This window comes from Ochrobactrum soli, from assembly GCF_003664555.1.
Taxonomy (GTDB): domain Bacteria; phylum Pseudomonadota; class Alphaproteobacteria; order Rhizobiales; family Rhizobiaceae; genus Brucella; species Brucella teleogrylli.
In genome coordinates this window covers 66,215-91,115 of record NZ_RCHH01000004.1, presented here as the reverse complement: position 1 = coordinate 91,115, position 24,901 = coordinate 66,215, and the positions used below count along the sequence as shown (strand labels likewise).

The window sequence follows — 24,901 nt, the reverse complement described above, 5'->3', positions numbered from 1 at the left end:
CCCTTGCGGCGCATATGCCACCCATGGAGAAGAATATGACCCTGCCATCGCCCGTCGGAATGCCATCCGCTGGAGCATCGCCCGGCGCGAACAGCTATATGCCCGATGAGAAAACGGTTTCATTTCTGCGCGAGCGCGCGCAATTCATTCGACTGGAAACCATCCGACTGATCGATATTGCAAAGACCGGGCACTACACCTCTGTCTTCTCGGCGGCAGAAGCCTTCGCAGCGCTTTATTACGACGTGATGAACCTGCGTCATGGCGAGCCGCATTGGGACGAACGCGACCGGTTCACGATTGGCAAGGGCCACGCAGCCGTTGGCCTGTTTCCGATTTATGCGGATCTCGGCTTTTTCCCCAAAGAATGGCTCGATGATTACACGCGGCTCGGCAGTCCGCTCGGCGATCACCCGGACATGCGCAAGGTTCCAGGCGTGGACTTTTCGTCCGGCTCTATCGGTCACGCGCTATCGAATGCTATCGGCATCGCCCTCGCGCAGCGCTGGACCGGCAAATCCTACAAGGTCTTCTGCATGATGGGCGATGGCGAAATGCAGGAAGGTCAGGTCTGGGAGGCGGCACTCTTTGCAGCCCAGAACCGGATGAGCAATCTTATCGCCATTGTCGATCGCAACGGCTACCAGCTCGACGGCAAAGTGGACGACGTGATGAACATCGAGCCGCTTGACCAGAAATGGTCGGCTTTTGGTTGGGAAGTCCATGAAGTCGACGGTCATGACGTGACCGCTGTCACGGAATTGTTGCGCCGCTTGCGCGCAGACGACACCCGCGAGCGCCCCGTCGTGGTGATTTCCAAAACAGTGAAAGGCAAAGGCGTTTCCTACATGGAAACCGAACCGGGCTGGCATTTGGGCTGGCTGGACACCGAGGACGCAGACGCCGCCGTCGCCGAAATCAAATCGAAGGTAATCTGATATGAGCAGCCCAAAATCCCCTAATTCCTGGCAGTATCGCGGCCTGAATATGGTCAATCCCGGCCTCGACCACCTTTCAAATGGCCTGATGCAACTCGCCGAAGCGGGGCATAATGTGGTCGCCGGCTCCGCCGACCTTCAATATTCCAATGGTTTGAATCGCTTTGCCGCTGCTCATCCCGACCGATATATTTCGTTCGGCATCTCCGAGCAGAACATGGTCTCTGTCGCAGCAGGGATCGCCACCTGCGGCGTTACGCCCTTCGTGGCGACTTTCGCATCCTTTCTCGGACTTCTGACCTGCGAACAAATCCGCATGGATGTCGCCTATTCCGCGCAGCCGGTGCGGCTGGTCGGCCATCATACGGGTATTTCGCTGGGCTTCTACGGCACCTCGCATCATGCGACGGAAGATATCGGAACGATGCGTTCCATCGCCGATCTGGCCGTGGTTTCGCCGTCCGATGGGGCCCAGCTGGAAGCCGCAATCCGAGCTTCAGCCGATTGGGATCAGCCGATCTATTTCCGCATCGGGCGCGGTCGCGATCCGGTGGTTTATAGTGACGGCGCGAATTTCCAGTTCGGCAAGGCGAATATTCACTCTCTCGGGGACGAACTGACAATCATCGCCTGCGGCATTACCGTTCATGCTGCGCTGGAAGCAGCAGTCGCACTCAACGCTGCTGGTCATTCGGTCGGTGTCATCGACATGGCTTCGATCAAGCCGCTGGACCGCGATGCCGTTCTTGAAGCAGCAGAACGATCCCGCTGCATCATGACGGTGGAAGAACACAATGTGCTCGGGGGCCTCGGCTCAGCTGTGGCAGAAGTGATTGCCGACGAGGGCAAGGGCGTGCGCCTGAAGCGCCATGGCATTTATGACGAATACGCGTTGATCGCGCCGCCGACGCATCTTTACGCACATTATAAGCTTGATGGGGCCGGTATTCGCGAAGTCGCGGAATCCTTCATTCGCAAAGGTCAAATGGCATGAAAACGGCAGTCATCACAGGCGGCGGCACTGGTATCGGCCTGGCCACAAGCAGATTTCTGCTGTCGCAGGGCTGGCGGGTGATCGCTGGCGGCATGGACAAGGAAGAGCCCCTGCCCGATGGGCTTGAGTTCATCCAAACGGATGTGACCAATACCGATGATCTTGACCGGTTGATGAACAGTGCCGAACGAATTGATGCGCTCATCAATTGCGCTGGTATCATTCGGCAGGCGCGCGAATGGCAGGCAGCTGAATTCCATAAGGTGCTTGAGGTCAATCTCACCGCCTCTCTGGCAGCAGCGACCGCAGCGCGGGAAAAGTTGCTGGCCGCAAAAGGCAGTATCGTCAACATCGCATCCATGTGGAGTTGGTTCGGTTCGGCCAACGCGCCCGCTTATGCCGCATCCAAGGGCGGCATCGTTGCACTGACGCGTTCCCTTGCCGTCGCTTGGGGGCGTGAGGGAATACGCTGCAACGCCATTGCTCCGGGGTGGGTAAACACGCGGATGGGAGCAGGCGCTAAAAACGATCCATCGCGCGAGCCAGCTATCACAGCACGTATTCCGCTTGGACGCTGGGCGGAGCCTGAAGAAATCGCGGAGGTGATTGGTTTTCTGATCTCACCTGCCGCGCGTTATATCAATGGAGCGCTACTCCCGGTGGACGGCGGCTATTCCATCGCATGATAAAGGCCGTGCCTCGTCCATTACGGGGCACGGCACAACACCACTCAACGAGCGTTCTCGCTGTTCTTTTCTTCTATCCGGGCGACGAGTTCATTCGCCCATTGAATATCAGCCTGCATCGCATTGCGTGCTGCGTCAGGATCGTTGCGGCGCAAAGCCTCAATGAAGCGGAAATGCTGATGATCTTCGCCGGACAATTGCCTGACCGGCATTTCCTCGTGAAATGTACGCAGGAACGGCCCCATCAGTGTCCACATGTTTTCGCAAATCGTTTCGACATAGGGCAGCTCGGCGCGGCGCAAAATCAGAAAGTGAAACTCACGATTTGTCTGAGCGGCCTCGCGTGGGTCTTGTGCCGCCGCTGCGGTGAAACTCGCATTGAGCTTCTCGAATTCTTCTACAATCTCACCTGTGGCAGTTTGGCCGACGCGGTAGGCCGCCATTCCTTCCAGATTGTTGCGAATAGCCACAATCTCGCGCAGATCGCGCGGCGTCAAAACAGGCACCGCGACCGAGGTGGCGGCAACAAAATTCAAGGCCTGCTCCGAGGCCAAACGCATGATAGCTTCGCGCACCGGCGTAATCGATGTACCGTAAAGTTCGGCCACACCGCTAATCGTGAGACGCTCCCCCGGACGATATTCACCCTCCATGAGAGAGAGGCGCAGATTGCGATAAATCTGTTCCGACAGGTTCGCTTTAATGACTTGCTTCTGGACCATCCAAATCGCCTTTCATTTGGATATATCGCAGCAAAATCAAGCGATGGCCAGCCATAAAGTGGCATTACAACGCGGCAACCCATCGCGGACCACTGATCGCAAACAAAGCACATTCGTTGAGTCTAAGTGATCCAGTTTGGTTAAGCGCAATCCCCTCTCTTATCATCAGTCTAGAAACCACAACCTCTAACTGCCGCCGCGTCCACGACATGCCTGCACTAAAAATGATGGCTGACGAGAGCCGCACCCAGCCCCACCAGTATCGTGCCACACGCCTTTGGCACCATCCAACCCATCCTGTTACTGTGGAAACGTCCAAAGGCGAGAGCCGCAATAGCGACAGCTGCAACGTCGGCTGTTGAGAAAATCAGGTTAACGACGATGCCCAACACAAGGAACTGAAGCCAGAGCGGAATTTCGGTCGCCGGCTGCACGAATTGCGGCAGAAAAGTTAGGAAGAACAGCGCCGTCTTCGGGTTGAGAACTTCAACCACGATACTGTCGCGAAACGTTTTTGATACCGGACTTCCGGATTGATCGCCTTCTCTATTCCAATTAAAGAATAGGGCTAACCCCGACCAGATCAGATACCCGGCACCGGCAAACCTTATGATCACGTAGATGATCGGTGCGTGTTCCATCAACGATGCGAGGCCTATCGTGGCTGCAACGATATGCACGTAACATCCAAGATGAACACCAAGAGCCGCCATCAGGCCAGCATTGCGGCCGTGCGCAAGGGTTTGCGCGGTCATGTAAAGTATTGCAGGGCCTGGCACGCAAGCAAATGTCAACGTCGCAACAGCAAACGGTATCCATAAGTCCAGCGACGACATAATGGCTCCTCCCCATGGTCCAATGGCAGGAGTATTAGGCTTGGCTGAAACGCAATGATATACGGCAGGTGTCGTATTTAGACGGCAGGAATGCTCGGATAATCTACTTTTGGTTAAAGCTTTTTAACGCGTATCAAGGCACATAAATATCCCGATCAGACCACTAACTTTGTTACCACGACCACTTACGAACCGGTCAATGGGATGACATTAAAATCGTGGGCTCGATTTTAGCAATTCCCTGATATGGATTCGCATGAATCGCCAAGATCCACAGACATAAAGTTGCGCTGACCGTGTATATAAGCAGAGCCACAATTCCGGCTTGAACTCTGTCTGAATGTGTTGAAGAAATCGCAATTACTGTCATGATAGTGAGTGAAATAACCAAATACCATCTGTAGGAATCCACAGACGTCGTTCCGATAGAAAGCCTCATGCTTCTGGCATCTTGCAGAATATCGAGATCGCTTAATAGATACGAAATTACGGGACCTGGAATATTTTCTTTGCTCATTTTCAATATCACGTCGCGGATGTCCTGCAGGGACTTTTCGACCGAGCCAGCCGGCTGCAGGTTTATGTTCTTCACCCATTCATCGTCTACGACAGCGTTCCTGTAGCGGATCAATACCTCTCGCAGAGGAGGTGCATCGATTTCTGGAGAATCGGCAATTCCAATCAATCGAATGATCGCGGAGCGTTCATCGCGTGTGGCTTGATTTGCTTTTGCGGTAATGGCCCATATGTCAGCCGCGACAAATCCGAGTGCAAGCGCCCAAGCCGTCGCCACTGTAGCGACAAATGCTCCGACTGGTATCGATAGAGGGTCACGTTCGGCATATTTTGCAAATATATGCAGCATCAGGCGCCCAAACAGAAAAAACGCTCCCCCTAATGCAGCAAACGCAAGGAGAGACATTTGGACGGAGAGCGCAAATATCGTAACCATCTTAAAGGTGCCCCGTTTCTTTTTGACTTCCAATATTATTGTTACGGTATAGAATTCCAATCGCCAATAAATATTACGATGCTATTAAGTTTGCGACCATAGTGGTATGGGCATCTCTTGGGAGAATAGCTATGCAAAAAAAGATTTCAGTCACAGCAACCAGTGCGGTGTTACTTATCAACTTGGTGCATTCCGCGTCAGGCGCGTCGATAGGCGGAGGTAATCCCCACCCTGTCAGCGATTACGTGTGCAAAGACGGCACTCATCTGGCTGTTCGTCTCCTCGGAGAGAGCGCTTCGGTATCTATCAACGGCAAACCCGCCATCGACCTGCCCTCCCAAGGGACCGATGGAACGACCTATTCCGACGGCCAGCAGACACTGGCGATAGTAGATGGTCGACTCTCATGGACCATAGGCCTGGCTGAGCCGATCGCTTGCACTGGCGGCTGAGCACCTCCCCGGCCAACGGAGAGCACCGTAAGTTGAGAAGACAAATTTTATTTATAAGATGATTAATGTGTCAGTCGAGTTGACAGCTGGCTTCAATTTAAACGCGAACTTATAAGTTTATCTCAGCGCGTCCAATTGCCGCAAACAATCTCGCCCATACAAGCAAGCAGCAAGATGCGTTGATAGGCTCAACGTTTTAAAGCACCCCCAAGTCAGAACTTCCGTATCCGCGCTTAAGTCTGGCAACAAACGCTCAAGACGCCCCTAGCTTCTTCCCGGCTATCTCGCAGCGTTGAATCATGTCCACCGGTGCTTCAAAATCAAAGTCGGCAACAGTCTCGTTCTCCGCAATTGCCTGCCCCAACACCTTGAACTCCTTGCCGCTCGCTCCCGGCTTTAAGCTGAACGCATGGGCTTTGAGATGAACTACTTTTCCGCGTACGAGGCTCTCCCCTTCCCCGCCTTTCGTCCTTATATCCCCATCAACCGTGATGGTACCAAACGGCTTTGACAGCTGGACGCCGATTGCGCCATCACCAAAGGTTGTGATGCTCTGGAATTCGGCATGGTTCAGCGTACCGTCATAAAGGTTGAATCCCCGCGCACCCAGACCATGCGTCTCGATAGGAGCTTGAATCTTGAGCGTGTTGATATCACCGAAATTCACGAGCCCAATGCCGCTTGAACCGTAGGAAGTTATCGGGGCTTTTGCCGCCCAGGAATCGACAGCTCCCCAATTGTCGAGAACCATATCATTAGGACTATAAGTCGTCACCGAATCCTGATTGATAACGCTCAACGCGTTGACGCCGGAACCCACAAACACGCCACCCGTAATCAGATTGCCGGTGCCTTTTGGGATTCCACCGTCCGAATGGATTTCTCCCGTGGTGAGTTCGGTGAGTTCGATCACGCCGCCAGCTTCGGTTGGAGCCGGAGCCTTAGCCATGTCGGCATCAAAAGGAATATACGCTCCACCGAATATGAATATACCACTGCCCCGCAGAGGATTTTCTTTGCTGCCGCCCGAAAGATTATGGGCTTCCAGTGTCCAGCGGCTCGCTTTATTCTTCGAGTTGTTGAGGACCGTCAATCCGCCAAGCAGAACTTCGACTCCGAATCCTGAAGGGCGATGCGCGGCAATTCGGGCGTCCGCCCTTTCAACATGAATGTCATCAAGCTTGATATGCGCTGCTAATGCGCCGGCTGCTTCCAGATGAAAACGGCCGACAGTTCTTATATTGTCAATCGTAATCGTACCGAGATCGGTGTTTTCATCAGCCAGACCGATGGCGATCTGAGTTTCATCCGTCACTATCCGCAAATCAGCGATCCGATGGTTCGCACTCAAGATCAGGCCCGGTTGCCCTTCCTTGAAACGCAATTCGGCTGTGCCATCAACACCACGAAGCAGCGTTCCCGATGACAATTTAAGGCTGGGAAGATTATCGATGACACCTTCAACCTCAATGCTCTTCGCATTTTCGTGAATGGCAAGCTGAATGTCGGCAGCATCTTTCACTCGTCGTGTATTATTAATCATGGAATACTCCTATTATTGTCGATGCCACAATTTTTTCGGACGCATTTCGCCGTTTACTTGCCATTTCAATTGAGGAAATAGACCTGCTGCCTAGATTTTCAAGTATTCAGGCGACAAATCCTTGACGGATTTCGCCCCCGCCAACAGCATGACGAGCTTCAACTCTTGGTGCACGTGCTCAAGCACACTCTGCACGCCCGCAGCTCCACCCACTGCTGATCCGTAGAGAACGGGACGCCCAACGGCCACAGCAGAAGCTCCAAGGCAAAGGGCGCGGAATACATCAATACCACGGCGGATCCCGCTGTCGAAAAGCACCGGCACGCGGTTGCCTACCGCATCGCTGACTTCCTTCAGCACACTGATGGCACCTGGAACGCCGTCGAGCTGGCGTCCACCGTGATTGGAGACCTGAATGGCGTCCGCACCCGCTTTGATCGCCATATCCGCATCTGTTCCGCGCATAATCCCTTTGACGATGACCGGCAGTTTGGACACTGATTTGACCATACGAATGTCATCGGGAGTAAGATCGATCTTCTGATTTCTGAAATTACCAATTCCGCCGTAACGCGGATCATGATTGCCAAAGCTGAATCCGGGTGGGAAAGGCTTTCCCAATTCAATGAACGCATCGCTCGCGCCGGGCCCAAGAGCATCTGCTGTGATGATAATCGCGGAATAGCCAGCGTTTCGTGCACGCTCAAGCAGGCTTTGCGTCACATTGATGTCTGCGTTGAAGTAAAGCTGGAACCATTTGGGTCCTGTGGTCGCCTTAGCGATTTCTTCGAGCGGCCGGTTGGATGCACCCGACGATTGGTAAAGCGTACCAGCCGCTCCCGTGCCAGCGGCAGCCGCGATCTCGGCTTCAGGATTGGCAAACATTTGCGCGCCCATCGGGGCCACCACGATCGGAAAGGGCAATTTCTGGCCCAGAAGCTCCACACCAAGATCAACATTATCAGCCGCGACACCGGCGAGACGGTGCGTTCGAATTGGGTAGTCGTTAAAGGCACGACGGTTTTCGCGCAGTGTCCATTCATCGCCCGATCCATGGGCGATGAATGCATAAGCAGGCTCACTCATGATGGCTTTTGCGCGCTGCTCAAGCAGGTCGAAGTTCACGATATCGATTTTCTTGTCCGTCGACCGTTTTGTTCCGCTCGCAGTGGCTGCAGCTTTGCGGGTTTTCCCGGTCGCATGGGCAGCGCCGGACAGGGCAGCCAGCGCAAAACCCGCGCCGGCTCCTTGCAAGAGATTGCGTCTTGAGTGATTCATATGTTCTGTATCCTGTGTTTGGACCAACGGCTTGCCACCGCAGCCTTGAAAGACTGCTACCAGGCACCACGGCGGTGATTGCTAACCCAGCGATACATGCCGAGAATATTCAACGTCTTCATCGTGCTGAATGCAGTCCAGCTCTGAACCTCCGGACTGAATTTGACGTTGCGATAAAGTTCATCCCAGGACTGTCCAGCCCGCACGAGGTCGAGAACCTGCCGATGAAGATCGACGATGTAATTGCGTTCTGCAACGATGTCTTCTTTCTTCGCCGGGCTGTAATGACCGACATCGATTACATCGACGTCCTGCTTGATGACCCAATCAAGGGTCTCCACCCATCCATCATAATAGAAATCGAGGAAGTCATTATATGGCATGGACTTGCTTTCGCAGACATCCGTGCATTGCAGAGCTTTGTAGCCAGGGAAATAGACCATCACCATGCTGTTGGAATGGCTTGGCGCGACGCGGTGCAAACGCACCTCCTCCCCGCCCAATGTGATCGTCATATTCTCATCGAAAACTTTGTCAGGCACCGCCGTCGGAAGCTTTTCGCCAACGATGGGCTCGACTGCCCGTTGGTTGGCGATAACCGTGGCTCCGTCCTGCTGAAAAATCTGTCCACCACTGACGTGATCGGCATGGGCGTGGGTGTAGACCACATACTTCACCGGCACATTGAATCGCTTCTTGATTTCGTCTTTGAGCCAGCCAGACGTGCAGCTCATCGCGGGGTCGATAACAAGTGCGCCTTCCGTGGTAACCAAAACCAAGCCACTATGGACAGCCAGTCCTGCACCGGTCGTATGACGGTAGAGATTACCCTTGACCTGTTTCAGGCTACGAGGAGTATCGGGGCAGGCTGCGCCGGTGAAATCGGGAAGAACCGCGCGATTGGCATAGGGCGTTTGATCGAGAACGACAGCATCATCGCTGGCCGCCAGCGCAGCCGTGCCGGGCATAACAGCCAAGAGCAGCGCCACAAGTTTAGTCAAAGAAGGTTTCATCAATTGTCCCCTTGAGGTGTTCGGCGAAGGGTATCTGCGGATACTGAATTGTCCTGAGTTTGATTGCTGCCCAACTTGAACAGCGGTTGTCGGCCCGACATTGCTAGGCCGGAAGCTACCGCCCGTTTGATCTATCTGACAATTCGGATAATATTGATGATTATGAACAGTCCATTCGATAGAACCAAAAAACAGCCCACCCTGGATCAGATCAATGTGTTCCTGGCCGTTGTCGAAGCGGGCGGTTTTTCTGCGGCGGCACGGCGGCTGCATCGGCAGCAATCGTCTGTCAGCTATACGATTGCTGCATTTGAGGCCCAATTGGGCGGCGTCGCGCTGTTCGATCGGACAGTCCGCCGTCCCGTACTGACGGAAATCGGGCGCGCGGTGCTGATCGATGCGAGGCGCATCGCGCAAGAAGTGGATGGTTTGAATGCCCGGATGGACGGGCTACTGGCCGGTGTGGAGCCAAAGCTTTCCATTGTAGTCGATGCCATGCTTCCCGGACCGGCTCTTGTGGCCACCCTTCGCGATCTGCGCACCGAATTTCCCAAACTTGCTGTGCAGTTGAGGACGGAGGTTCTAGGTGGTGTCCCGGCAGCCGTTCTGGACGGATCAGCGAATATCGGAATCAGTGGACCGCTTTTTTATCGTATCGACCGGCTGGATCAGGTTCGTATCGGTCAGACCAGTCTTATCCCTGTGTGCGCACCGAACCATGAACTTGCAAAAATGCAGGGACCAATTAGCAACAGGCAGGCGCGAGCTTTTACCCAATTGGTTTTGACAGACCGCTCGGAAATGTCCAAAGGCCAGGACTTTGCCGTATTGTCACCAGATACTATCCGGGTTTCGGATCTCCAGGCCAAATACTGGTTGGCGCTGTCTGGCCTTGGATGGGGTAACCTCCCCCTGTGCCTCATCGAGGATGACCTTGCGGCAGGCCGATTGCACGAAGTTAAACTGGCGGAATGGCATAGAAGGCCTTATCCCTTCCACACAGTTCATTCCATCGACGCACCGCCCGGTCCGGCTGCCCGACGCTTTGCAGAATATCTTGAGAGACATTTGACCGAAGAGTAGTCTTCATACTGGCATTTTTGCCTCGCATTAAATTCCAACGCTGAAAAACATGCCGTAAGACGCGACGAGCGTCCTTATCGACAAAAGCCATGCTTTTGTCCTCATGATCGCGATACAGGACGCGGATATCGCCGCAAGCGCATAGCCAAGCTCCAAAAATGGCGAAAGCGAAACAATATTTTCGATGTGAAAAAAATCACCCCGGACGACAGTTTCCTGAAGATTACATTTGCAGCTATATCAAAATTAGCTTGCATATCATTATGTGTTGATATTGTCACAGGTTATATGCGAACTAATACTGTCATAAAACTGATAATTGAAAATGAATGTATTCGATGTTTTTTTGATTTCGCAAATACAACTACTCCAGGTGACGAATCATGAAAATCACTACACTTCTGATTTCTTCCGCAGCGGGGATCATATCTTTGCCAGCATTTGCCGCCGATGCAATTGTTGCTCCAGAGCCGGAAGCCGTTGAATATGTTCGCGTTTGCGATGCTTACGGCGCGGGCTATTTTTACATTCCAGGCACCGAAACCTGCCTGCGCGTCAGCGGCTATGTCCGTTATGACGTGAAGGGTGGCGACGACGCCTATACAGGCTTTGATCGCAAGGGCTGGGACAAGGGCGCCCGCTTCACGCTGCGCACCCACACCGCGACCGAAACCGAACTCGGCACGCTCAAGTCCTATACCGAAACCCGCTTCAACTACACGGCCGACAATTCCGGCTGGGATGGCGAGTATGGCTCCGCGTCGAGCGGTGTCGACAATCGTCGCGCCTATATCGAACTTGGCGGCTTCCGCGTCGGTATCGACGAATCGGCCTTCCACACCTTCACCGGTTACCTCGGCGATATCATCAACGATGACGTGATCGCAGCTGGCAGCTACACCACGGGCCAGATCTCCTACACCTTCAACGCTGGCAATGGTTTCTCGGCCCTTATCGCAGCCGAGCAGGGTGGCAGCAGCTACACGATTGACGGCTACACTCCGCACCTTCTCGGCGGTTTGAAGTACAAGGCTGGCTGGGGCTCGATCGCAGCTGTCGTGGCTTACGATTCCGTTCTCGAAGACTGGAATGCGAAGCTTCGTGGCGATGTGAACATCACCGAAAGGTTCTCGGTCTGGGTACAGGGCGGCTATTCGTCGGAAGAAACCCCATATCAGAATTACGGCCAGTGGGGCGGCGAATGGGTTGTCTGGGGTGGCGCGAAGTTCAAGGCAACCGAGAAGGCCACAATCAATATCCAGGGCGCTTACGAAGATTGGGGCAAGACCGCAATCGCTGCAAACGTGGCTTATCAGCTGGTTCCTGGTTTCACCATCACCCCGGAAATTGCCTACACCAAGTGGGATAGCGATCATCCGCTGCGTGAAGCAGGCCTCGTTGGTTCCGATGGCCTTCAGGGCACAATCCGCTTCCAGCGTTCTTTCTGACTATTTGGCGTGAATCGAAATAATTTCGGAAGTAACATTTGACAAATTCAAGATAAGATTGAATATTGAAGCTGTGATAATCTGACCTCCAATCACGATTACATCACACCAACTAACAGCGGCGGATTACTTCTGTCGCTGTTTTTTTGTTTATATTAAAAATTAGATTCCATATCGCAGCATCACATAAATTCACTAATATTACTATTAGCTGACATAATGTTGGATGTTTCATTGCAACATCGATTGATAGAACAAAATTGAAATCGAATTTGGTAATTGTCCGGAAAGGATATTAATGCTCTTTGGCATCATTGTTCGCATACAATGAAAGGTCAAAGTCATGAAAATAAAGTCGTTCCTGATTGCTTCCGCAGCGGTCGTGACATCAGTTCCGGCATTTGCTGCCGATGCTATCGTTGCTCCAGAACCTGAAGCTGTTGAATATGTTCGCGTCTGCGATGCTTACGGCGCTGGCTACTTCTACATTCCGGGCGCCGAAACCTGCCTGCGCATCAGCGGCTATGTCCGCTACGAAGTAAAGGGCGGCGACAATCCTTATTCCGGCGTTGACCGTGAAGGCTGGGACAAGAGCCTGCGCTTTACGCTGCGCACCTCGACGGCTTCGGAAACTGAACTTGGCACCCTGAAGACCTTCACCGAAACCCGCTTCAATTACTCGGCCGACAATTCCGGCTGGGATGGCCGCTACGGTGAAGCGAGCGATGACGTCGAACTTCGCATGGCCTATATTGAACTTGGTGGTCTCAAGGTTGGTATCGACGAATCGGAATTCCACACCTTCACTGGCTATCTCGGCGACATCATCAACGATGACGTGGTCTCGGCTGGTGCTTACCGTACGGGCAAAATCGCCTACACTTTCGCAGCAGGCAACGGCTTCTCGGCTGTGGTCGCTCTCGAACAGGGCGGCGATGACGATGGCGGTTACTCGAACGGCGTCCACGATTATGCAATCGACGGCTACATGCCGCATGTGGTCGGCGGCCTGAAATATGCAGGCGGCTGGGGCTCGATCGCCGGCGTCGTAGCTTACGACTCCGTTATTGAAGAATGGTCCACGAAGGTTCGTGGCGACGTCAACATCACCGACCGTTTTGGCCTCTGGCTTCAGGGCGCATACTCTTCGGAGGCAAGCCCAGATCAGATGTACGGTCAGTGGGGCGGCGAATGGGCTGTCTGGGGTGGCTTGAAATACGCACTGACGCAGAAGGCAACTTTCAACCTCCAGGGTGCAACCGACGACTGGGGTAAGACGGCTGTTGCAGCCAACGTAGCCTATGAACTCGTCCCTGGCTTCACGATCACGCCTGAAGTCACCTACACCAAGTTCGGCGGCGATTGGAAGCGTTACGAAGCAGTTGTCAATGACAACAACGTAAATGATGCTTGGGGCGGCACGATCCGCTTCCAGCGTTCGTTCTAAGCTGCTTTCTGAGAAAACAGCTACAGGTCATAACAGGCAATCAATAATGACGAAGGCTTAGACGTCATATATTCATCGATGTAGTGACAACCAAAGCAGCGGCGACCACGTCATCCGGTCGCCGCTGTTTTTTTGAGTTGATAGCCAGACAGACGACAGGTGATTGGCAGGACAGAGGCCCGCGGTCGATTCACTTGCGAGCCTACCGATCCGTCCCACGTTCTCGCAGGTCGTCCAATTTTCGCTATGTCAACTGTTCAAGCAAACGCACTATATTCGCATTCGAACAATGCGATTTTTAAGACATGATTTCACTAAATCATGCAGAAAACAACAAATATCAAATTTATATAATCAACATTTGAGATACATTTTCTAAGATAACATAAATACTTTATATATAATTTTTATGAATAATTTCCGTGCTGTATCTTTATTTGTAATAAACTGCACATTTCGCCTCGGCCTTTATTCTCACTGAGGTTCTGATTGTCGAAAACTATGCGATGATCGCCATATTACGAATAGTCGATACGATTACTGGCATGGGAATTCCGTATATTGCCAGCGTCTTTGGCATATTCCTGTTACGTCAGACATTCAAATCTGTACCCGCCGAATTAGAGGATGCAGCGCGGGTCGATGGATGCGCGTGACTGGGCGTCCTTTGGCGCGTCTACGTACCGGCAGCTAAACCCACCTACCTGGCCTATGCTCTGGTCTCGGTTGCACCCACTGGAACAATTTTCTCTGGCCACTGATCATCACCAATACACCCGGAAAAAGACCGCTCACAGTAGGGCTGTTGCTGTTTGGAGCGCCTGAAAGCGGCGTGGACATTTCAACCATCAGCGCCGCGACCATTATGGTCATTGCGCCATTGGTTATAGCCTTTTTGATTTTCCAGCGTCAGTTTGTTCAAGCATTCCTCAGAGCGGGAATTCGATGAATGACCAAGCGAACGTGGTTGACTGCCAAACAGCCATGCATCCCCACTATCGTCTCCAAGGGAACATACCCGCTATTTTTTTGCCTTTTATTTCGACCTAAAAGGTCTCGTACTTAAAGATTATATGTCGGCATCAAACCTATAATTCGATACCGCTACCTCCGTCAAAACATTAAAGCCGCTTCAATGTTCGCTGACAATTTCATAAACCTTCCAATTGCAAATGCTTATCATAATCATTTAACATATTGATATTACTTGACAATTTTTCCAGCTGCAAATAGGAAATCCGCATCGGGGAGTAGCCACCACCGAAGCGCAGCCCATTGGGGCAACGCCAAGATCAAGTGGGGTCACGTCAACACAATCGCTGAAAAGCGTGGCGCGACCAGCCGTTTAACGGCCCGGCAAGACCGTGGTATCAGCCATCCGCCGACGGACGGATGGCCTTTGTTGCCCGGCCAATCCTCCGTCTGAGCAGACATGATGTCCCCCATCACAGTATTTTTTCTTTCCGTCAGTATGTCGGTCGATGCTTTTGCGGTCTCTGTTGGGCGTGGTACTGCCTTGAACCGTCCTCGACTTTCAGAGGCGTTGCGCACCGGCATCGTCTTTGGCGTGGTTGAAGCCATCACCCCGTTTCTCGGCTGGGTAGCCGGTGTACTAGCTAGCGACTGGGTTTCCCATGTCGATCACTGGCTGGCATTCGGGCTTTTGTCGGCAGTTGGTCTGCATATGCTTTACACAGTCATCTGGCCCAAGGATGACGACGGAAAGACACCTCAGGGAGGTTCGTTCCTCGTTTTGCTCGCAACGGCGCTTGGTACGAGCATCGATGCCATGGCTGTCGGTCTGTCGCTGGCCTTTATCGGTATCAACTTGCAGGGCATCATCGTGATTTCAGTGGCCATCGGTCTTGCGACATTCATCATGTCCACGATGGGCCTGATGATCGGCAAGGCAATCGGAGCCAGGTTCGGCAAGTTTGCCGAAGTGGCGGCGGCTGTTGTGCTTTGTGCTTTAGGCACATCCATCCTCGTTGAACATCTTTCGGCATAGGTTTTCAGGGCGCGGAAATTTTCCGCACACGACTGTAATGATGGGGGAGGCGCAGCCCTCCATCATTTGAGAGCGGCCCTTGTGGGATGCTTTCACAAATTTTCCATTCGGAGTTGCCCTTTCCATAAAACATGACTAGAGAACTCATATTTCTGAATGTGTCTTTGGATCAGGTATATGTCTCCGATGAATGCCGTTTTTGAACGTTTCTTTGTACGGGAACGCTCGCGCCTGAAACGGTTTGCCATAAAACTTCTCGGCAATGCCCACGATGCCGACGACATTCTGCAAGAGACCTACATCAAGCTCTCTTCCCGCGAACTTTCAGACGGCGACAGAGGCCTGGTGGTTCGCACTCTGACGACATTGGCCTTCGATCACATTCGCAGTCGCAATGTTCATGACGCAGGCGGCAAGGCAGCGAGCGACGAGGTCTTCGTGGAGCACATTCAGCCTGAACGCATCGTTTCGTCAAAACATGATCTCGCCGTTCTGCTCGAAGCGATCAATCATCTTCCGCGCCGCCGTGCAAAAATCTTCCTGCTCGCACGTGTAGACGGCATGACTTATGGACAAATTGCCCAAACACTTCACGTTTCGCTCAGCACCGTCGAGAAAGAAATGGCTGCGGCCATAGCTTTTTGCCATAAGTGGCAGCAGTCACATGGCTGATTGCGATTCATCTGTTCTAACTTTAAATAGCAAAACTATGTTGGAATCTGGCAACCACGAAAAGTCGAAAGACGTAGCGATTGATGACGCCGCGACGTGGTTTGTCCGTATGAGCAGCCACCCAGTACCGGACGATACAAAGCGCTCGTTTCAATTGTGGCTTCAAGAAAGCCCTGCCAACCGGGACGCTTATGACAGCATTTGCAAACTTTGGGGCGAGTTGAAAGCACCGGCTCAAATTGTAGCCCGATCAAGCCGTCGCGGCTTGGGTTGGGTTGAACGCTTTTTCTCTCAACAGACCTTGAAATGGGCGCTCTCTGCATCTGTAGTGGCACTGGTCATTGGCGCAGGCGTAATCTGGCGCGATGAAGGTTTGATCGCCCGGGGATTTGCCGACTATGCCGCATCGCCCGGAACCCAGAACGAAGTTGTGCTCTCGGATGGGACCAGAGTCTATCTGGACGGCGACAGCGCCATCGACTCGGCGTTTTTGACAGGTGAGCGCCACATTAGATTGATCCGCGGTCGCGCATGGTTTGATGTCGCTCGTGATGAAGATCGACCGTTCTATGTCGAAACACAGAACGCAACAGTTGGCGTTCTTGGGACAGTCTTTACCGTCGACATTGGAAATAATGACTCTACAAAGGTCAGCGTCGAGAGCGGTACGGTATCTGTTCGCTCCGCAGTTGGCGAACAAATCAAGCTTGGAGCGGGCAATGGTACGGCGGTTTCGACCCGTGGTTTTCAAAAGCTGGAAAATGCCGACATAGACACAATGAATGCCTGGCGGCGCGGGCTTATCATTATGAACCAGACCCCTCTTCGAACCGTTTTGTCAGAAGTTTCACGCTATACAACAGGCCGAATAGTCGTCTCGGACGAAACCATCAATGATCTTCAGCTTTCTGGCGTCTTCCGCACGGATGATGCCGATGCAATATTCACGGCACTCCAGTCAATACTTGACCTGAAAGTCAGAAGAATTCCAGGTCTGCTGACGATTATCTACCACTGAAATATTTCCAATAGAAATTGCAGATTATTTTTACGGGTTTTGCCGGTCTCGTCCGTTCTTTGCATGAAGGGCTTCATGCTCATGCAATTGGATAGGGACGGTTCATGGAAAAGACACTCAGAACAGCGCTTGCGATAGGAAGCATTTCACTGATCGCGTTCGTGGTTGCGAGAGCGCCGGGCGTCATGGCGCAGGAGATGGATTTGAAAAGCCATTCGTCTGCGTTCGATTTCAATATTCCGTCGAAACCTCTTCTGGCCGCGCTGGCTGATTTTGCCGAAGTGACAGGCATCCAGATTGTGAGACAGGATAGCAACCCGATCCAGGGATCATCCCATGCCGTTAGCGGTCGCCAGTCTGCCGAAACGGCCCTAACGCAAATGCTGTCAAACTCGAAATTACGCCATCGTTTCATTGATGCGCGCACGGTGAGCGTCTTTGATCGTCAAGGCACCATTGCGCCAACGGATGGGACGACGTTGCTCGAAACAATAGTGGTCGGCAATGCCAGAATGACAGATGCGGCATCGGTTTATTCAGCACCGCGCTCCAGTGTTTATGTCTCCGGTGAGGAACTCGACCGCTATGGCGCTATTTCTGCTGCGGACACTCTCAAAGGGTTACCAGGCATTCAGGTCGCTGATAGCAGGAATGGCGGCGGCGTGGACGTCAATATTCGCGGAATGCAGGGACAAAGCCGCGTGGCAGTGACAGTGGATGGATCACAGCAGGCTTTGAATGTTTACCGCGGTTATGCAGGCACGCAGCAGCGCAGCTATTTCGACCCGGATCTCGTCAGTGACATGGTTATAACCAAGGGGCCGGCACTCGCGCCCGGCGCAGCTGGCGCAATTGGCGGCACTGTCGCGATCACAACCTTGCGTCCCGAAGACATTCTCAGCCCGGGCAAGAATATCGGCATCCGATTAAAGGGCGAATTGTGGGACAACGGCATTAAGCCGCCGCATCGCAACACACAGATAAAGAGCAGCAAGGAGTTGTTCGCGCACCCCCACGAAGGCAAAGAAAATCTGTTTGACTCGGATGCCAGGTCAGGAAGCGCTGCTTTTGCCTTCCAGCAGGACAATTTTGATTTCATCGCAGCCTATGCCCGTCGTAATCAGGGTAACTACGTCGCCGGACGTCACGGCCACGATAAATACCGCATATTCAGCAATTCCGGTTACGAGCAGAATTCGGCGGCGACCTCCTATGCGCCGGGCGAAGAAGTTCTCAATACATCCGCCAAGACAGAATCCATTCTTTTGAAGGCGACAATCCGGCCAACAGACGAACAAGAACTGGAACTTAGCTACCGTCGCTTCGATGGTCGTTTCGGCGAAATCATGCCATCCGATATTTTCCGGTCCGGAACAGCTGGCATTTATCAGTACCCGCAAGGTGAGATGTTGATCAATTCGGCGTCCGCACGGTACGCCTTTGATCCTGAAGACAATGACTGGATAAATCTCAAGGCCAATCTGTGGTGGACCGATGCCCAAAGCAGCCAGATAAATGGCGTCACAGGTCCCAAGTCACAGTATTTCGCAAGCGACCGCAGCTGGGTCAGAATGTCCAATCGCCGTATTGGCGGGGATATTTCCAACAAAACGGATTTTGCATCACGGTTTGGCGATTTCAATCTCACGCTTGGTGGTTCGTTCCAACATGAAGAGATTCAGCCACAGGATGGCGTTGTTATTACCGAGCATGATCTTAACACCAACCGGTTTCTGCGTGATGGTTCCAGAACAGAAATGAGTCTTTCAGGTCAACTACAATATCGACCGGTGGATACGCTCGAATTCTGGGGCGGCGGTCGCTACAGTATATTTCGCTCGAAAGACCGCAACGCTATGTCGAAAGTGCGATGGGAAGACGCTTTTGGGCGCTGGATATATGCATCCAACTCAAAAGAATCTGGCTATATGTTCTGGCGACCGGATTCCAACGGCCTGTTTGGCGATGCGACGGACCCTCGCCTGAACAATGGACTGCTCTTTGGTGACAGCAACAATCCATTCGATGGGGTACCATTCAACGAATTTGGTGCTACCTACACCCATGCTTTTGACCCCCGTTGGTCGGAGACGGTTGTTGGTTTTGACCGGGGCCCGAGCCTGTCAACCAAGGATGGCGGTTTCGCGCCTGCTTTTGGTGTAAATTACGAGATCGCGCCAGACACCTTCCTTTATGCCAGTTATGCCGAAGGCATACGCATGCCTTCGCTTTTCGAAACCACTTTGGGAACGCTTCAGGTGGAACCCACAGGCGGGCTCAAGCCGGAACGCTCGCGCAACTGGGAGATCGGTGCCAGCACCACGCTCGACAATCTGCTAACGGCTGGCGATACGGCATCTTTCAAGATCGCTTACTTCAACACCAATGTTAAAGATTACATCACCCGCTACTATGACCCGAATACGAACGGCGTGATGACCTTCTCCAATGCAGAAAGCTACAAGACCAGCGGCCTTGAGTTTCAGTCGAGATTCGACAATGGCAAACTATTTGCCGATCTGTCGGCAACCTATTATTTCAAGACAGAGACATGCGACCCCACATTCGCGTCCTATTTGCGTGAAACCGCAGGGATTTATCAGCATACCGAGAATACACCCGACTGCACGCCGGGCAGTTTCATGGGCTCCTATACCAATACGCAGAACCCACCCAAATATGCTGTAAACCTGACATTGGGCAGCCGCTTCTTTGAGGAGAAGCTGATCCTGGGAGGGCGAATGACTTATACATCTTGTCCGACAGAGGAAATAACCGAACCTTGGCAAACCGGAGCGACAACGCCGCAACTTGTCTATCAGCCGGTCGCAATTTTCGATGCCTTTATGAGCTACAAGCTGAGAGACGATGCCATTTTAAACGCATCGGTGCAGAACATCACGGACCGCTATTATCTGGATGCGCTGGCACAAAGCTTCATGCCAGCACCAGGCCGCACCTATCGCGCGGGACTGACAGTCAAGTTTTGAACTCGTGAAGCATCAGATATCGCCCACGCCATCTGACTATTATCAGTTGGTGGCGGGGACGCCAGTCAGGACACTCACTTGTGGAAAGGCATTTACGAATGGATTGTTCGACGCAGGCAGAAGCCGCGCAAAATCCGTGAGAATTTGCGCGTAATCCTCCGTGTGAAATTCGTAAGGCAGTTCCAGTCGAAACTCGGAAACTTGCGGCAGTACAGGATCGGTTGCGAGCGCTTCCAGAATTTGGTCAGTCGTGCCCACAATATCGGGCAGAAACAAAGTGCGGCGCGGACCATGGGCGAAACCTGTTCGCTTGTCGCGCTCGGCGGCAAATTCCGCATAGCGACGACGCGCATCGGGACTTGCACTGTCGGTGGGCAGAATCACGCGACCAAGTGCAACACGCGGCACACGTTCATGCCTCCATTCCTGACGGAAGCGTTCAATGAGTGTTTTCTGTGCTGTCAGAAAATCGTCCGTATTCTCACCGCTGACAATGTTTCCCGTCAAAAGGTTGAAACCGGTCTGGCCCGCCCATCGTGCGGAATTTTGCGAGCCGCCGCCATACCACAGGCGGTCGGTCAGCCCTTCGGCAAAAGGTCTCAAACGCGGGATTTGCGCCCCCGCCGCATTGCCCGCTTCGGTTTCGCCGGAAAGCGGTTCAGAGCGCAGCGCCTGCGCCAGTTTTTCAGCACGCGTATGGCTGTAATCAGCAATTGGAACAGCATCGACGAAATCAGCGATCAGATGCGCAAAAGGCGGCGCGCCCACCGAAACACCGACATTGAGCCTGCCATGGGACAGCAAGTCCACAGTTGCCAGATCTTCGGCCAGCCGAAATGGATTTTCATAGCCGAGCTGAATGACCGCAGTGCCAAGCCCGATGCGTTTCGTCCGCTGCGAAGCAGCAGCCAGAAATGTGGCTGCGGATGAAATGCCACGCTCCAGATGGCGCTGGCGCACCCATGCGCTATCATATCCCAGTCGCTCTCCATGCTCGAAAAGCTGAAGCGTATCCTCTAAACCTTGTGCGGGGTCATTCTCCCGGTGACTACCGGGAATGAGGAAGGCAAAATGTTCTATGTGTGAAAGAGGCATGGTCAATTTCCCTTCTCGCGCAGCGGCTTCGCAATAGCTTTGAAGTCGAATTCAATAGGTTTCTCCGCGCAAATGGCTCGCGAGAAACCCCAGATTATCCTGTCCCCAGTAGGTCTCGGCATCATAGATATAGGTTGGAAATCCAAAGACGCCTCTGGCCACGGCGTGTTCACGATCCGACTTCCACTTGGCTTGAACATCGTAATCATTCTCACGCGCAACCAGATAACCGCCGTTGAAGCCGGCCCGATCCGCAACCGCACTGCGGACTTCCGGCTTGCCAATGTCCTTTGCCTCTGACCAGAATGCATTTTGGAAAACACGTGTCAGCTGCAGCCAGTTTTGACCATCAAGATGGGCCGCGATCACACTGAAGGAAGCGGGTGTGGGATCACTCAAAGCTGGACGGCCATCGATAAAAAGCGGCTTGCCACGAAATTTGGCCCAACGCTTGAGATCCTGTGTGCCATAAGCGCGACGTACTTCCGGCCGATTGCGCGAGAGGATGCCGCCATTTTCCTCAATAACGGTTGCGAGGTAAGGCTTGATTTCGACCACATGCTGCTCTGCCAGTTCCTCAAGCGTATCCAGCCCAAGATATGACCAGGGCGAACCGATGGAAAAGAAATAATCGATCGTTTTTGGCACATTATGTCCTTCGATAATGACTGTACTGGAAGTTTATTTGAACTGCGGCAATCCGGGCGGATTGGTCTCCGATTGTTTCAAAGCTTCTTCGTCCAGATGCCAGCGGTCGAGAATGCGGGCATAGTCTCCGCTTGCGATCAGGCTATTGGTGGCGATCGTCAGCGCCTCGGCAATTCCGCTGCCCTTACGGGTTGTAATTGCCACATCCGAACGATCCGGCCAGCCCGCGCTGAGCGTGCCGACACGTTTGATATTCTTGTCACGTGAGGCAATGAATACGAGCTGTGCATGGGGTTGAACAATCACATCGGCCCGACCCGATTGCAGAGCCAGAAGGCTGGCGGCCTCATCATCATAATATTGCAGTTCCAGCGGTTTCAGTCCCGCCTTCTCATTCTCCTCGCTCCACTTGACGAGAATGCGTTCCTGATTGGTCCCGGCACCCACGATGATGCGGAGGCCTGCAGCATCCTTTGGCTCCTTGATGGAGGTAACGCCACTGTCGGCCTTTACGAAGAAGCCGTGCAGGCCCTGCCGATAGGTCGAAAAGTCGAACTTTTCCTTGCGCTCTTCCGTAACGCCAACATTGGATATCACGGCATCATATTTGCCGGATGCGAGACCCAGCGGCCAATCGATCCATGCAACCGGAACGCTTTCAAGTTGAAGCCCTAGGCTTTCCGCAATCGCCGACGCATAGTCCGCATCCGCACCCACAACGGTCTTGGCATCTGTGGCATAGGCCGCCAGTGGCGGTCCGCCCGGCGCGACGGCCACAGTCAGCTTGCCCGGCGTGACGAATTTGAAATCGGCGGGAATGGCGGCGATTGCCTTGGCATCTTTCTGCACATGAATGCGGCCCGTCTGTTCGGGCGACAAATCAAAATCATCTTCAGATAGCGCTGGCAGGATTGAAGCGCCAACCAACGCCCATGCAGCTATTAACAGAGCACCTGCTCTCATGAACCATTCTCCATTTATGTAGAATAAAGCGGGCTGGGCACACGCATCCCCTCATGTGCCAGCCCGGCCCTCACGAACCGCTTTTCGGCAGGCCCCGTGGATTTGTCTTGGCTTCGGTGATGGCTTCCGGTCCGAGATTCCAGGTATCCAGAACCTTGGTATAGGCGCCGCTCGCGATTAGATCGTTGAGAACATTGGTCAACGGGCCTGCAAGCCCGCTGCCCTTACGCGTTGTAACCGCAATCTCGGCGGTGATCGGCCAGCCACCACTGACCGTGCCAACCAGCTTGGTCTTGCCATTGATGCCAGCGGAATAGGCCTGTGTCGCGTTCACGCTGAACACCGCATCTGCACGACCACTTTGAATGGCGAGGTCCTTGACCGCGTCATCATCGTAATATTGCACCTCGATCGGTTTCAAACCCGCAGCAACATTCTGCCGATCCCATTCCAGCAGCACCTTTTCCTGATTGGTGCCGGCATCGGTGATGATCTTGAGGCCCTCAATATCCTTTGGCTGTTTCAATTCCTTGATCGCGCTGTCTGCCTTAACGTAGAAGCCAAGCTCATCCTTGCGATAGGTGGAGAAATCGAACTTCTCCTTGCGTTCTTCCGTTACGGTGACATTGGAAATCACCGCATCGAATTTGCCCGAAGCAAGCCCAAGTGGCCAATCGGCCCACGCAACAGAAACCAGTTCCAGATCGCGTCCGAGAGCGTCGGCAATGATCTGTGCCAGATCGACATCGTAGCCGATGACGGTCTTGGAATCTGACGCATAGTCATGCAGCGGCAGATGCCCGCTGGTGCTGATGCCGATAGTCAGAACACCATCTTTGACGAATTTGAAGCCCTTGACTTCCTCGATACGTTTATCGAGTTTTTCAACCCGCAAGCGGTTCGGCTGTTCTGGGCTGAGATCAAATTTACCCTCACTCCGTGCCGCATTCGTCATCAGCAGAGCCGTTGAAATCAGGCCCGCAGTGAAATATCCCGCTTTTCTGATATAAGTCATATGCCCATCTCCTTAAGTGTAAAACACTGTGTAATGACCTGATTTCTCTACATTTCGCTTTGTTACGAGCGGAACTTACGATCCGCTTTTAGGCAATCCGGCAGGGTTGGTTTTAGCTTCGTCAACGGCTTCTGAACTCAGGCTCCAGCGTTCCAGAACCTGTCCATATTTGCCGTTCTTGATAAGCTCATTGAGCGAGAGCGTCAGTGCGTCAGCCAGACCGCTTCCCTTGCGCGTAGTGATTGCCACTTCAGCCGTCTGCGGCCAGCCACCGCTCACCGTCCCGACAAGCTTGGTCTTGCCGTGCTGCGCTGCGGCATAGGCTTGCACTGCATTGACGCTGAAGACCGCATCCGCACGACCGGATTCAATCGCGAGACCCTTGACTGCATCATCGTCATAATACTGTACTTCGATGGGTTTCAGTCCGGCTGCGACATTCTGCTTGTCCCACTGCAGAAGGATGTTTTCCTGATTGGTGCCGGGATCGGTAATGACCTTCAGGCCCGCAATGTCCTTGGGCTCTTTCAGCGATGTGATTGCACTGTCCGCCTTGACGTAAAATCCAAGTTCGTCCTTGCGATAGGTGGAGAAATCGAACTTTTCCTTGCGTTCCTCGGTCACGGTCACATTGGAAATCACGGCGTCGAACTTACCGGATTCCAGCGAAAGCGGCCAGTCGGCCCAGGCGATCGGCACCAGCACAAGCTCGCGCCCTAATGTATCAGAAACCAGCTGAATCAGATCGGGATCGAAGGCCACCACGGTCTTTGCATCCGTAGCATAAGTGCTGATTGGGGGCACCCAAGGATTGATACCAACGACAAACTTGCCATCCTGCACGAACTTGAAATCCTTGGGGACAGCATTGATAACGGCATCGCTTTTCTCCGTGCGCAGACGGTTTGGCTGCTCCGGGCTCAAATCGAGTTCTGCGGAAATAGCTGGCGCGCTGAACAGTGTTGCTACTGCCAGAAGGCCGCCGAATATTGCGCTTTTGTAGTTACCTGTTTTCATTGAATAACTCCTGAGAATGTTCTGAATTTTGAACAAACAATCCCCGCCGATTGCCCCGTCAGGGCAATCGTGGTTGTCGGGGT

Annotated in this window: 22 protein-coding genes and 1 pseudogene; 12 read left to right on the top strand and 11 right to left on the bottom strand. The window is 53.1% G+C overall.

Translation table 11 applies throughout. The features are described 5' to 3' along the window. The first annotated feature begins 35 nt into the window (after positions 1-35). Genes D8666_RS09970 through D8666_RS09960 form a run of 3 tightly spaced genes read left to right on the top strand, consistent with a single transcriptional unit; the run spans position 36 to position 2,618 of the window. A complete protein-coding gene (locus D8666_RS09970) occupies positions 36-938 on the top strand; it encodes a transketolase (protein WP_328589813.1) in 903 nt (300 codons plus the stop codon). A gap of 1 nt (position 939) precedes the next feature. Continuing rightward, positions 940-1,932: a transketolase family protein gene (locus D8666_RS09965; protein WP_121537573.1), complete on the top strand. Its 993-nt coding sequence runs from the start codon at positions 940-942 to the stop codon at positions 1,930-1,932. Next, positions 1,929-2,618 carry an SDR family NAD(P)-dependent oxidoreductase gene (locus tag D8666_RS09960; RefSeq protein WP_121537571.1) on the top strand — a complete coding sequence of 230 codons (690 nt, stop codon included), beginning with the start codon at positions 1,929-1,931 and terminating at the stop codon, positions 2,616-2,618. Before D8666_RS09965 ends, D8666_RS09960 begins: the two co-directional genes overlap by 4 nt. A 44-nt stretch (positions 2,619-2,662) precedes the next feature. Here D8666_RS09960 and D8666_RS09955 read toward each other — a convergent pair whose 3' ends face one another. The 3 genes from D8666_RS09955 to D8666_RS09945 all read right to left on the bottom strand — a co-directional run bounded on the left by D8666_RS09955 (position 2,663) and on the right by D8666_RS09945 (position 5,128). Continuing rightward, positions 2,663-3,340, bottom strand: a complete 678-nt coding sequence (locus D8666_RS09955) for a GntR family transcriptional regulator (RefSeq protein WP_109366218.1) — start codon at positions 3,338-3,340, stop codon at positions 2,663-2,665. Positions 3,341-3,558: 218 nt separating this feature from the next. After that, positions 3,559-4,176 (bottom strand): LysE family translocator, encoded by a 618-nt coding sequence (locus D8666_RS09950; protein ID WP_121537569.1) that lies wholly within the window; start codon positions 4,174-4,176, stop codon positions 3,559-3,561. Between the two features lie 196 nt (positions 4,177-4,372). Then, positions 4,373-5,128 carry a bestrophin-like domain gene (locus tag D8666_RS09945; protein WP_121537954.1) on the bottom strand — a complete coding sequence of 252 codons (756 nt, stop codon included), beginning with the start codon at positions 5,126-5,128 and terminating at the stop codon, positions 4,373-4,375. 131 nt (positions 5,129-5,259) lie between these two features. Between D8666_RS09945 and D8666_RS09940 the strand changes: the two genes are divergently transcribed. Next, positions 5,260-5,580, top strand: coding sequence for a hypothetical protein (locus D8666_RS09940; protein WP_121537567.1), 321 nt, complete (start codon positions 5,260-5,262; stop codon positions 5,578-5,580). Between the two features lie 253 nt (positions 5,581-5,833). Here D8666_RS09940 and D8666_RS09935 read toward each other — a convergent pair whose 3' ends face one another. The 3 genes from D8666_RS09935 to D8666_RS09925 all read right to left on the bottom strand — a co-directional run bounded on the left by D8666_RS09935 (position 5,834) and on the right by D8666_RS09925 (position 9,414). Continuing rightward, positions 5,834-7,123 carry a hypothetical protein gene (locus D8666_RS09935; RefSeq protein WP_121537565.1) on the bottom strand — a complete coding sequence of 430 codons (1,290 nt, stop codon included), beginning with the start codon at positions 7,121-7,123 and terminating at the stop codon, positions 5,834-5,836. A gap of 90 nt (positions 7,124-7,213) precedes the next feature. Continuing rightward, positions 7,214-8,428, bottom strand: a complete 1,215-nt coding sequence (locus tag D8666_RS09930; RefSeq protein ID WP_209445971.1) for an alpha-hydroxy-acid oxidizing protein — start codon at positions 8,426-8,428, stop codon at positions 7,214-7,216. Positions 8,429-8,457: 29 nt separating this feature from the next. Further along, a complete protein-coding gene (locus D8666_RS09925; protein WP_121537561.1) occupies positions 8,458-9,414 on the bottom strand; it encodes an MBL fold metallo-hydrolase in 957 nt (318 codons plus the stop codon). A gap of 156 nt (positions 9,415-9,570) precedes the next feature. Between D8666_RS09925 and D8666_RS09920 the strand changes: the two genes are divergently transcribed. From D8666_RS09920 to D8666_RS09885, 8 genes and pseudogenes are all read left to right on the top strand, one after another. Continuing rightward, the gene (locus D8666_RS09920; RefSeq protein WP_209445970.1) at positions 9,571-10,497 is read left to right on the top strand and encodes a LysR family transcriptional regulator; all 927 of its coding nucleotides are present in this window, start codon (positions 9,571-9,573) and stop codon (positions 10,495-10,497) included. A 383-nt stretch (positions 10,498-10,880) separates the two neighbouring features. Further along, entirely contained in the window at positions 10,881-11,945 is a 1,065-nt protein-coding gene (locus tag D8666_RS09915) for a porin (protein WP_121537559.1), read from the top strand. A gap of 343 nt (positions 11,946-12,288) precedes the next feature. Further along, positions 12,289-13,392 (top strand): porin, encoded by a 1,104-nt coding sequence (locus D8666_RS09910; RefSeq protein WP_121537557.1) that lies wholly within the window; start codon positions 12,289-12,291, stop codon positions 13,390-13,392. A 470-nt stretch (positions 13,393-13,862) separates the two neighbouring features. Continuing rightward, positions 13,863-14,341 (top strand): annotated as a pseudogene (locus tag D8666_RS24465) (carbohydrate ABC transporter permease); the annotation flags it as partial. Between the two features lie 483 nt (positions 14,342-14,824). Continuing rightward, complete coding sequence (locus D8666_RS09900; protein WP_503591166.1) at positions 14,825-15,400, top strand: manganese efflux pump MntP; 576 nt, start codon at positions 14,825-14,827, stop codon at positions 15,398-15,400. A 177-nt stretch (positions 15,401-15,577) separates the two neighbouring features. Beyond that, a complete protein-coding gene (locus D8666_RS09895; protein ID WP_167836057.1) occupies positions 15,578-16,072 on the top strand; it encodes an RNA polymerase sigma factor in 495 nt (164 codons plus the stop codon). Continuing rightward, complete coding sequence (locus tag D8666_RS09890; RefSeq protein ID WP_121537553.1) at positions 16,065-17,090, top strand: FecR family protein; 1,026 nt, start codon at positions 16,065-16,067, stop codon at positions 17,088-17,090. The genes D8666_RS09895 and D8666_RS09890 overlap by 8 nt, the downstream gene beginning before the upstream one ends. A gap of 104 nt (positions 17,091-17,194) precedes the next feature. Further along, a complete protein-coding gene (locus D8666_RS09885) occupies positions 17,195-20,080 on the top strand; it encodes a TonB-dependent receptor (RefSeq protein ID WP_209445969.1) in 2,886 nt (961 codons plus the stop codon). A gap of 42 nt (positions 20,081-20,122) precedes the next feature. Here D8666_RS09885 and D8666_RS09880 read toward each other — a convergent pair whose 3' ends face one another. From D8666_RS09880 to D8666_RS09860, 5 genes are all read right to left on the bottom strand, one after another. Beyond that, positions 20,123-21,175: an LLM class flavin-dependent oxidoreductase gene (locus tag D8666_RS09880; RefSeq protein ID WP_121537551.1), complete on the bottom strand. Its 1,053-nt coding sequence runs from the start codon at positions 21,173-21,175 to the stop codon at positions 20,123-20,125. A 51-nt stretch (positions 21,176-21,226) separates the two neighbouring features. Further along, positions 21,227-21,823: a 2-hydroxychromene-2-carboxylate isomerase gene (locus tag D8666_RS09875; RefSeq protein WP_121537549.1), complete on the bottom strand. Its 597-nt coding sequence runs from the start codon at positions 21,821-21,823 to the stop codon at positions 21,227-21,229. 33 nt (positions 21,824-21,856) lie between these two features. Then, positions 21,857-22,786, bottom strand: a complete 930-nt coding sequence (locus D8666_RS09870; RefSeq protein ID WP_121537547.1) for an ABC transporter substrate-binding protein — start codon at positions 22,784-22,786, stop codon at positions 21,857-21,859. Positions 22,787-22,856: 70 nt separating this feature from the next. Next, positions 22,857-23,741: an ABC transporter substrate-binding protein gene (locus tag D8666_RS09865; RefSeq protein WP_371830810.1), complete on the bottom strand. Its 885-nt coding sequence runs from the start codon at positions 23,739-23,741 to the stop codon at positions 22,857-22,859. A gap of 135 nt (positions 23,742-23,876) precedes the next feature. After that, on the bottom strand, positions 23,877-24,818 hold the full coding sequence (locus D8666_RS09860) for an ABC transporter substrate-binding protein (protein ID WP_121537543.1): 942 nt from the start codon (positions 24,816-24,818) through the stop codon (positions 23,877-23,879). Between the last annotated feature and the right edge of the window lie 83 nt (positions 24,819-24,901).

Bases quoted from the DNA above. Each gene is read 5' to 3' on its own strand.
- D8666_RS09970 (WP_328589813.1), top strand. From the start codon at position 36: ATGACCCTGCCATCGCCCGTCGGAATGCCATCCGCTGGAGCATCGCCC.
- D8666_RS09965 (WP_121537573.1), top strand. From the start codon at position 940: ATGAGCAGCCCAAAATCCCCTAATTCCTGGCAGTATCGCGGCCTGAAT.
- D8666_RS09960 (WP_121537571.1), top strand. From the start codon at position 1,929: ATGAAAACGGCAGTCATCACAGGCGGCGGCACTGGTATCGGCCTGGCC.
- D8666_RS09955 (WP_109366218.1), bottom strand. From the start codon at position 3,340: ATGGTCCAGAAGCAAGTCATTAAAGCGAACCTGTCGGAACAGATTTAT.
- D8666_RS09950 (WP_121537569.1), bottom strand. From the start codon at position 4,176: ATGTCGTCGCTGGACTTATGGATACCGTTTGCTGTTGCGACGTTGACA.
- D8666_RS09945 (WP_121537954.1), bottom strand. From the start codon at position 5,128: ATGGTTACGATATTTGCGCTCTCCGTCCAAATGTCTCTCCTTGCGTTT.
- D8666_RS09940 (WP_121537567.1), top strand. From the start codon at position 5,260: ATGCAAAAAAAGATTTCAGTCACAGCAACCAGTGCGGTGTTACTTATC.
- D8666_RS09935 (WP_121537565.1), bottom strand. From the start codon at position 7,123: ATGATTAATAATACACGACGAGTGAAAGATGCTGCCGACATTCAGCTT.
- D8666_RS09925 (WP_121537561.1), bottom strand. From the start codon at position 9,414: ATGAAACCTTCTTTGACTAAACTTGTGGCGCTGCTCTTGGCTGTTATG.
- D8666_RS09920 (WP_209445970.1), top strand. From the start codon at position 9,571: ATGATTATGAACAGTCCATTCGATAGAACCAAAAAACAGCCCACCCTG.
- D8666_RS09915 (WP_121537559.1), top strand. From the start codon at position 10,881: ATGAAAATCACTACACTTCTGATTTCTTCCGCAGCGGGGATCATATCT.
- D8666_RS09910 (WP_121537557.1), top strand. From the start codon at position 12,289: ATGAAAATAAAGTCGTTCCTGATTGCTTCCGCAGCGGTCGTGACATCA.
- D8666_RS09900 (WP_503591166.1), top strand. From the start codon at position 14,825: ATGATGTCCCCCATCACAGTATTTTTTCTTTCCGTCAGTATGTCGGTC.
- D8666_RS09895 (WP_167836057.1), top strand. From the start codon at position 15,578: ATGTCTCCGATGAATGCCGTTTTTGAACGTTTCTTTGTACGGGAACGC.
- D8666_RS09890 (WP_121537553.1), top strand. From the start codon at position 16,065: ATGGCTGATTGCGATTCATCTGTTCTAACTTTAAATAGCAAAACTATG.
- D8666_RS09885 (WP_209445969.1), top strand. From the start codon at position 17,195: ATGGAAAAGACACTCAGAACAGCGCTTGCGATAGGAAGCATTTCACTG.
- D8666_RS09880 (WP_121537551.1), bottom strand. From the start codon at position 21,175: ATGCCTCTTTCACACATAGAACATTTTGCCTTCCTCATTCCCGGTAGT.
- D8666_RS09870 (WP_121537547.1), bottom strand. From the start codon at position 22,786: ATGAGAGCAGGTGCTCTGTTAATAGCTGCATGGGCGTTGGTTGGCGCT.
- D8666_RS09865 (WP_371830810.1), bottom strand. From the start codon at position 23,741: ATGACGAATGCGGCACGGAGTGAGGGTAAATTTGATCTCAGCCCAGAA.
- D8666_RS09860 (WP_121537543.1), bottom strand. From the start codon at position 24,818: ATGAAAACAGGTAACTACAAAAGCGCAATATTCGGCGGCCTTCTGGCA.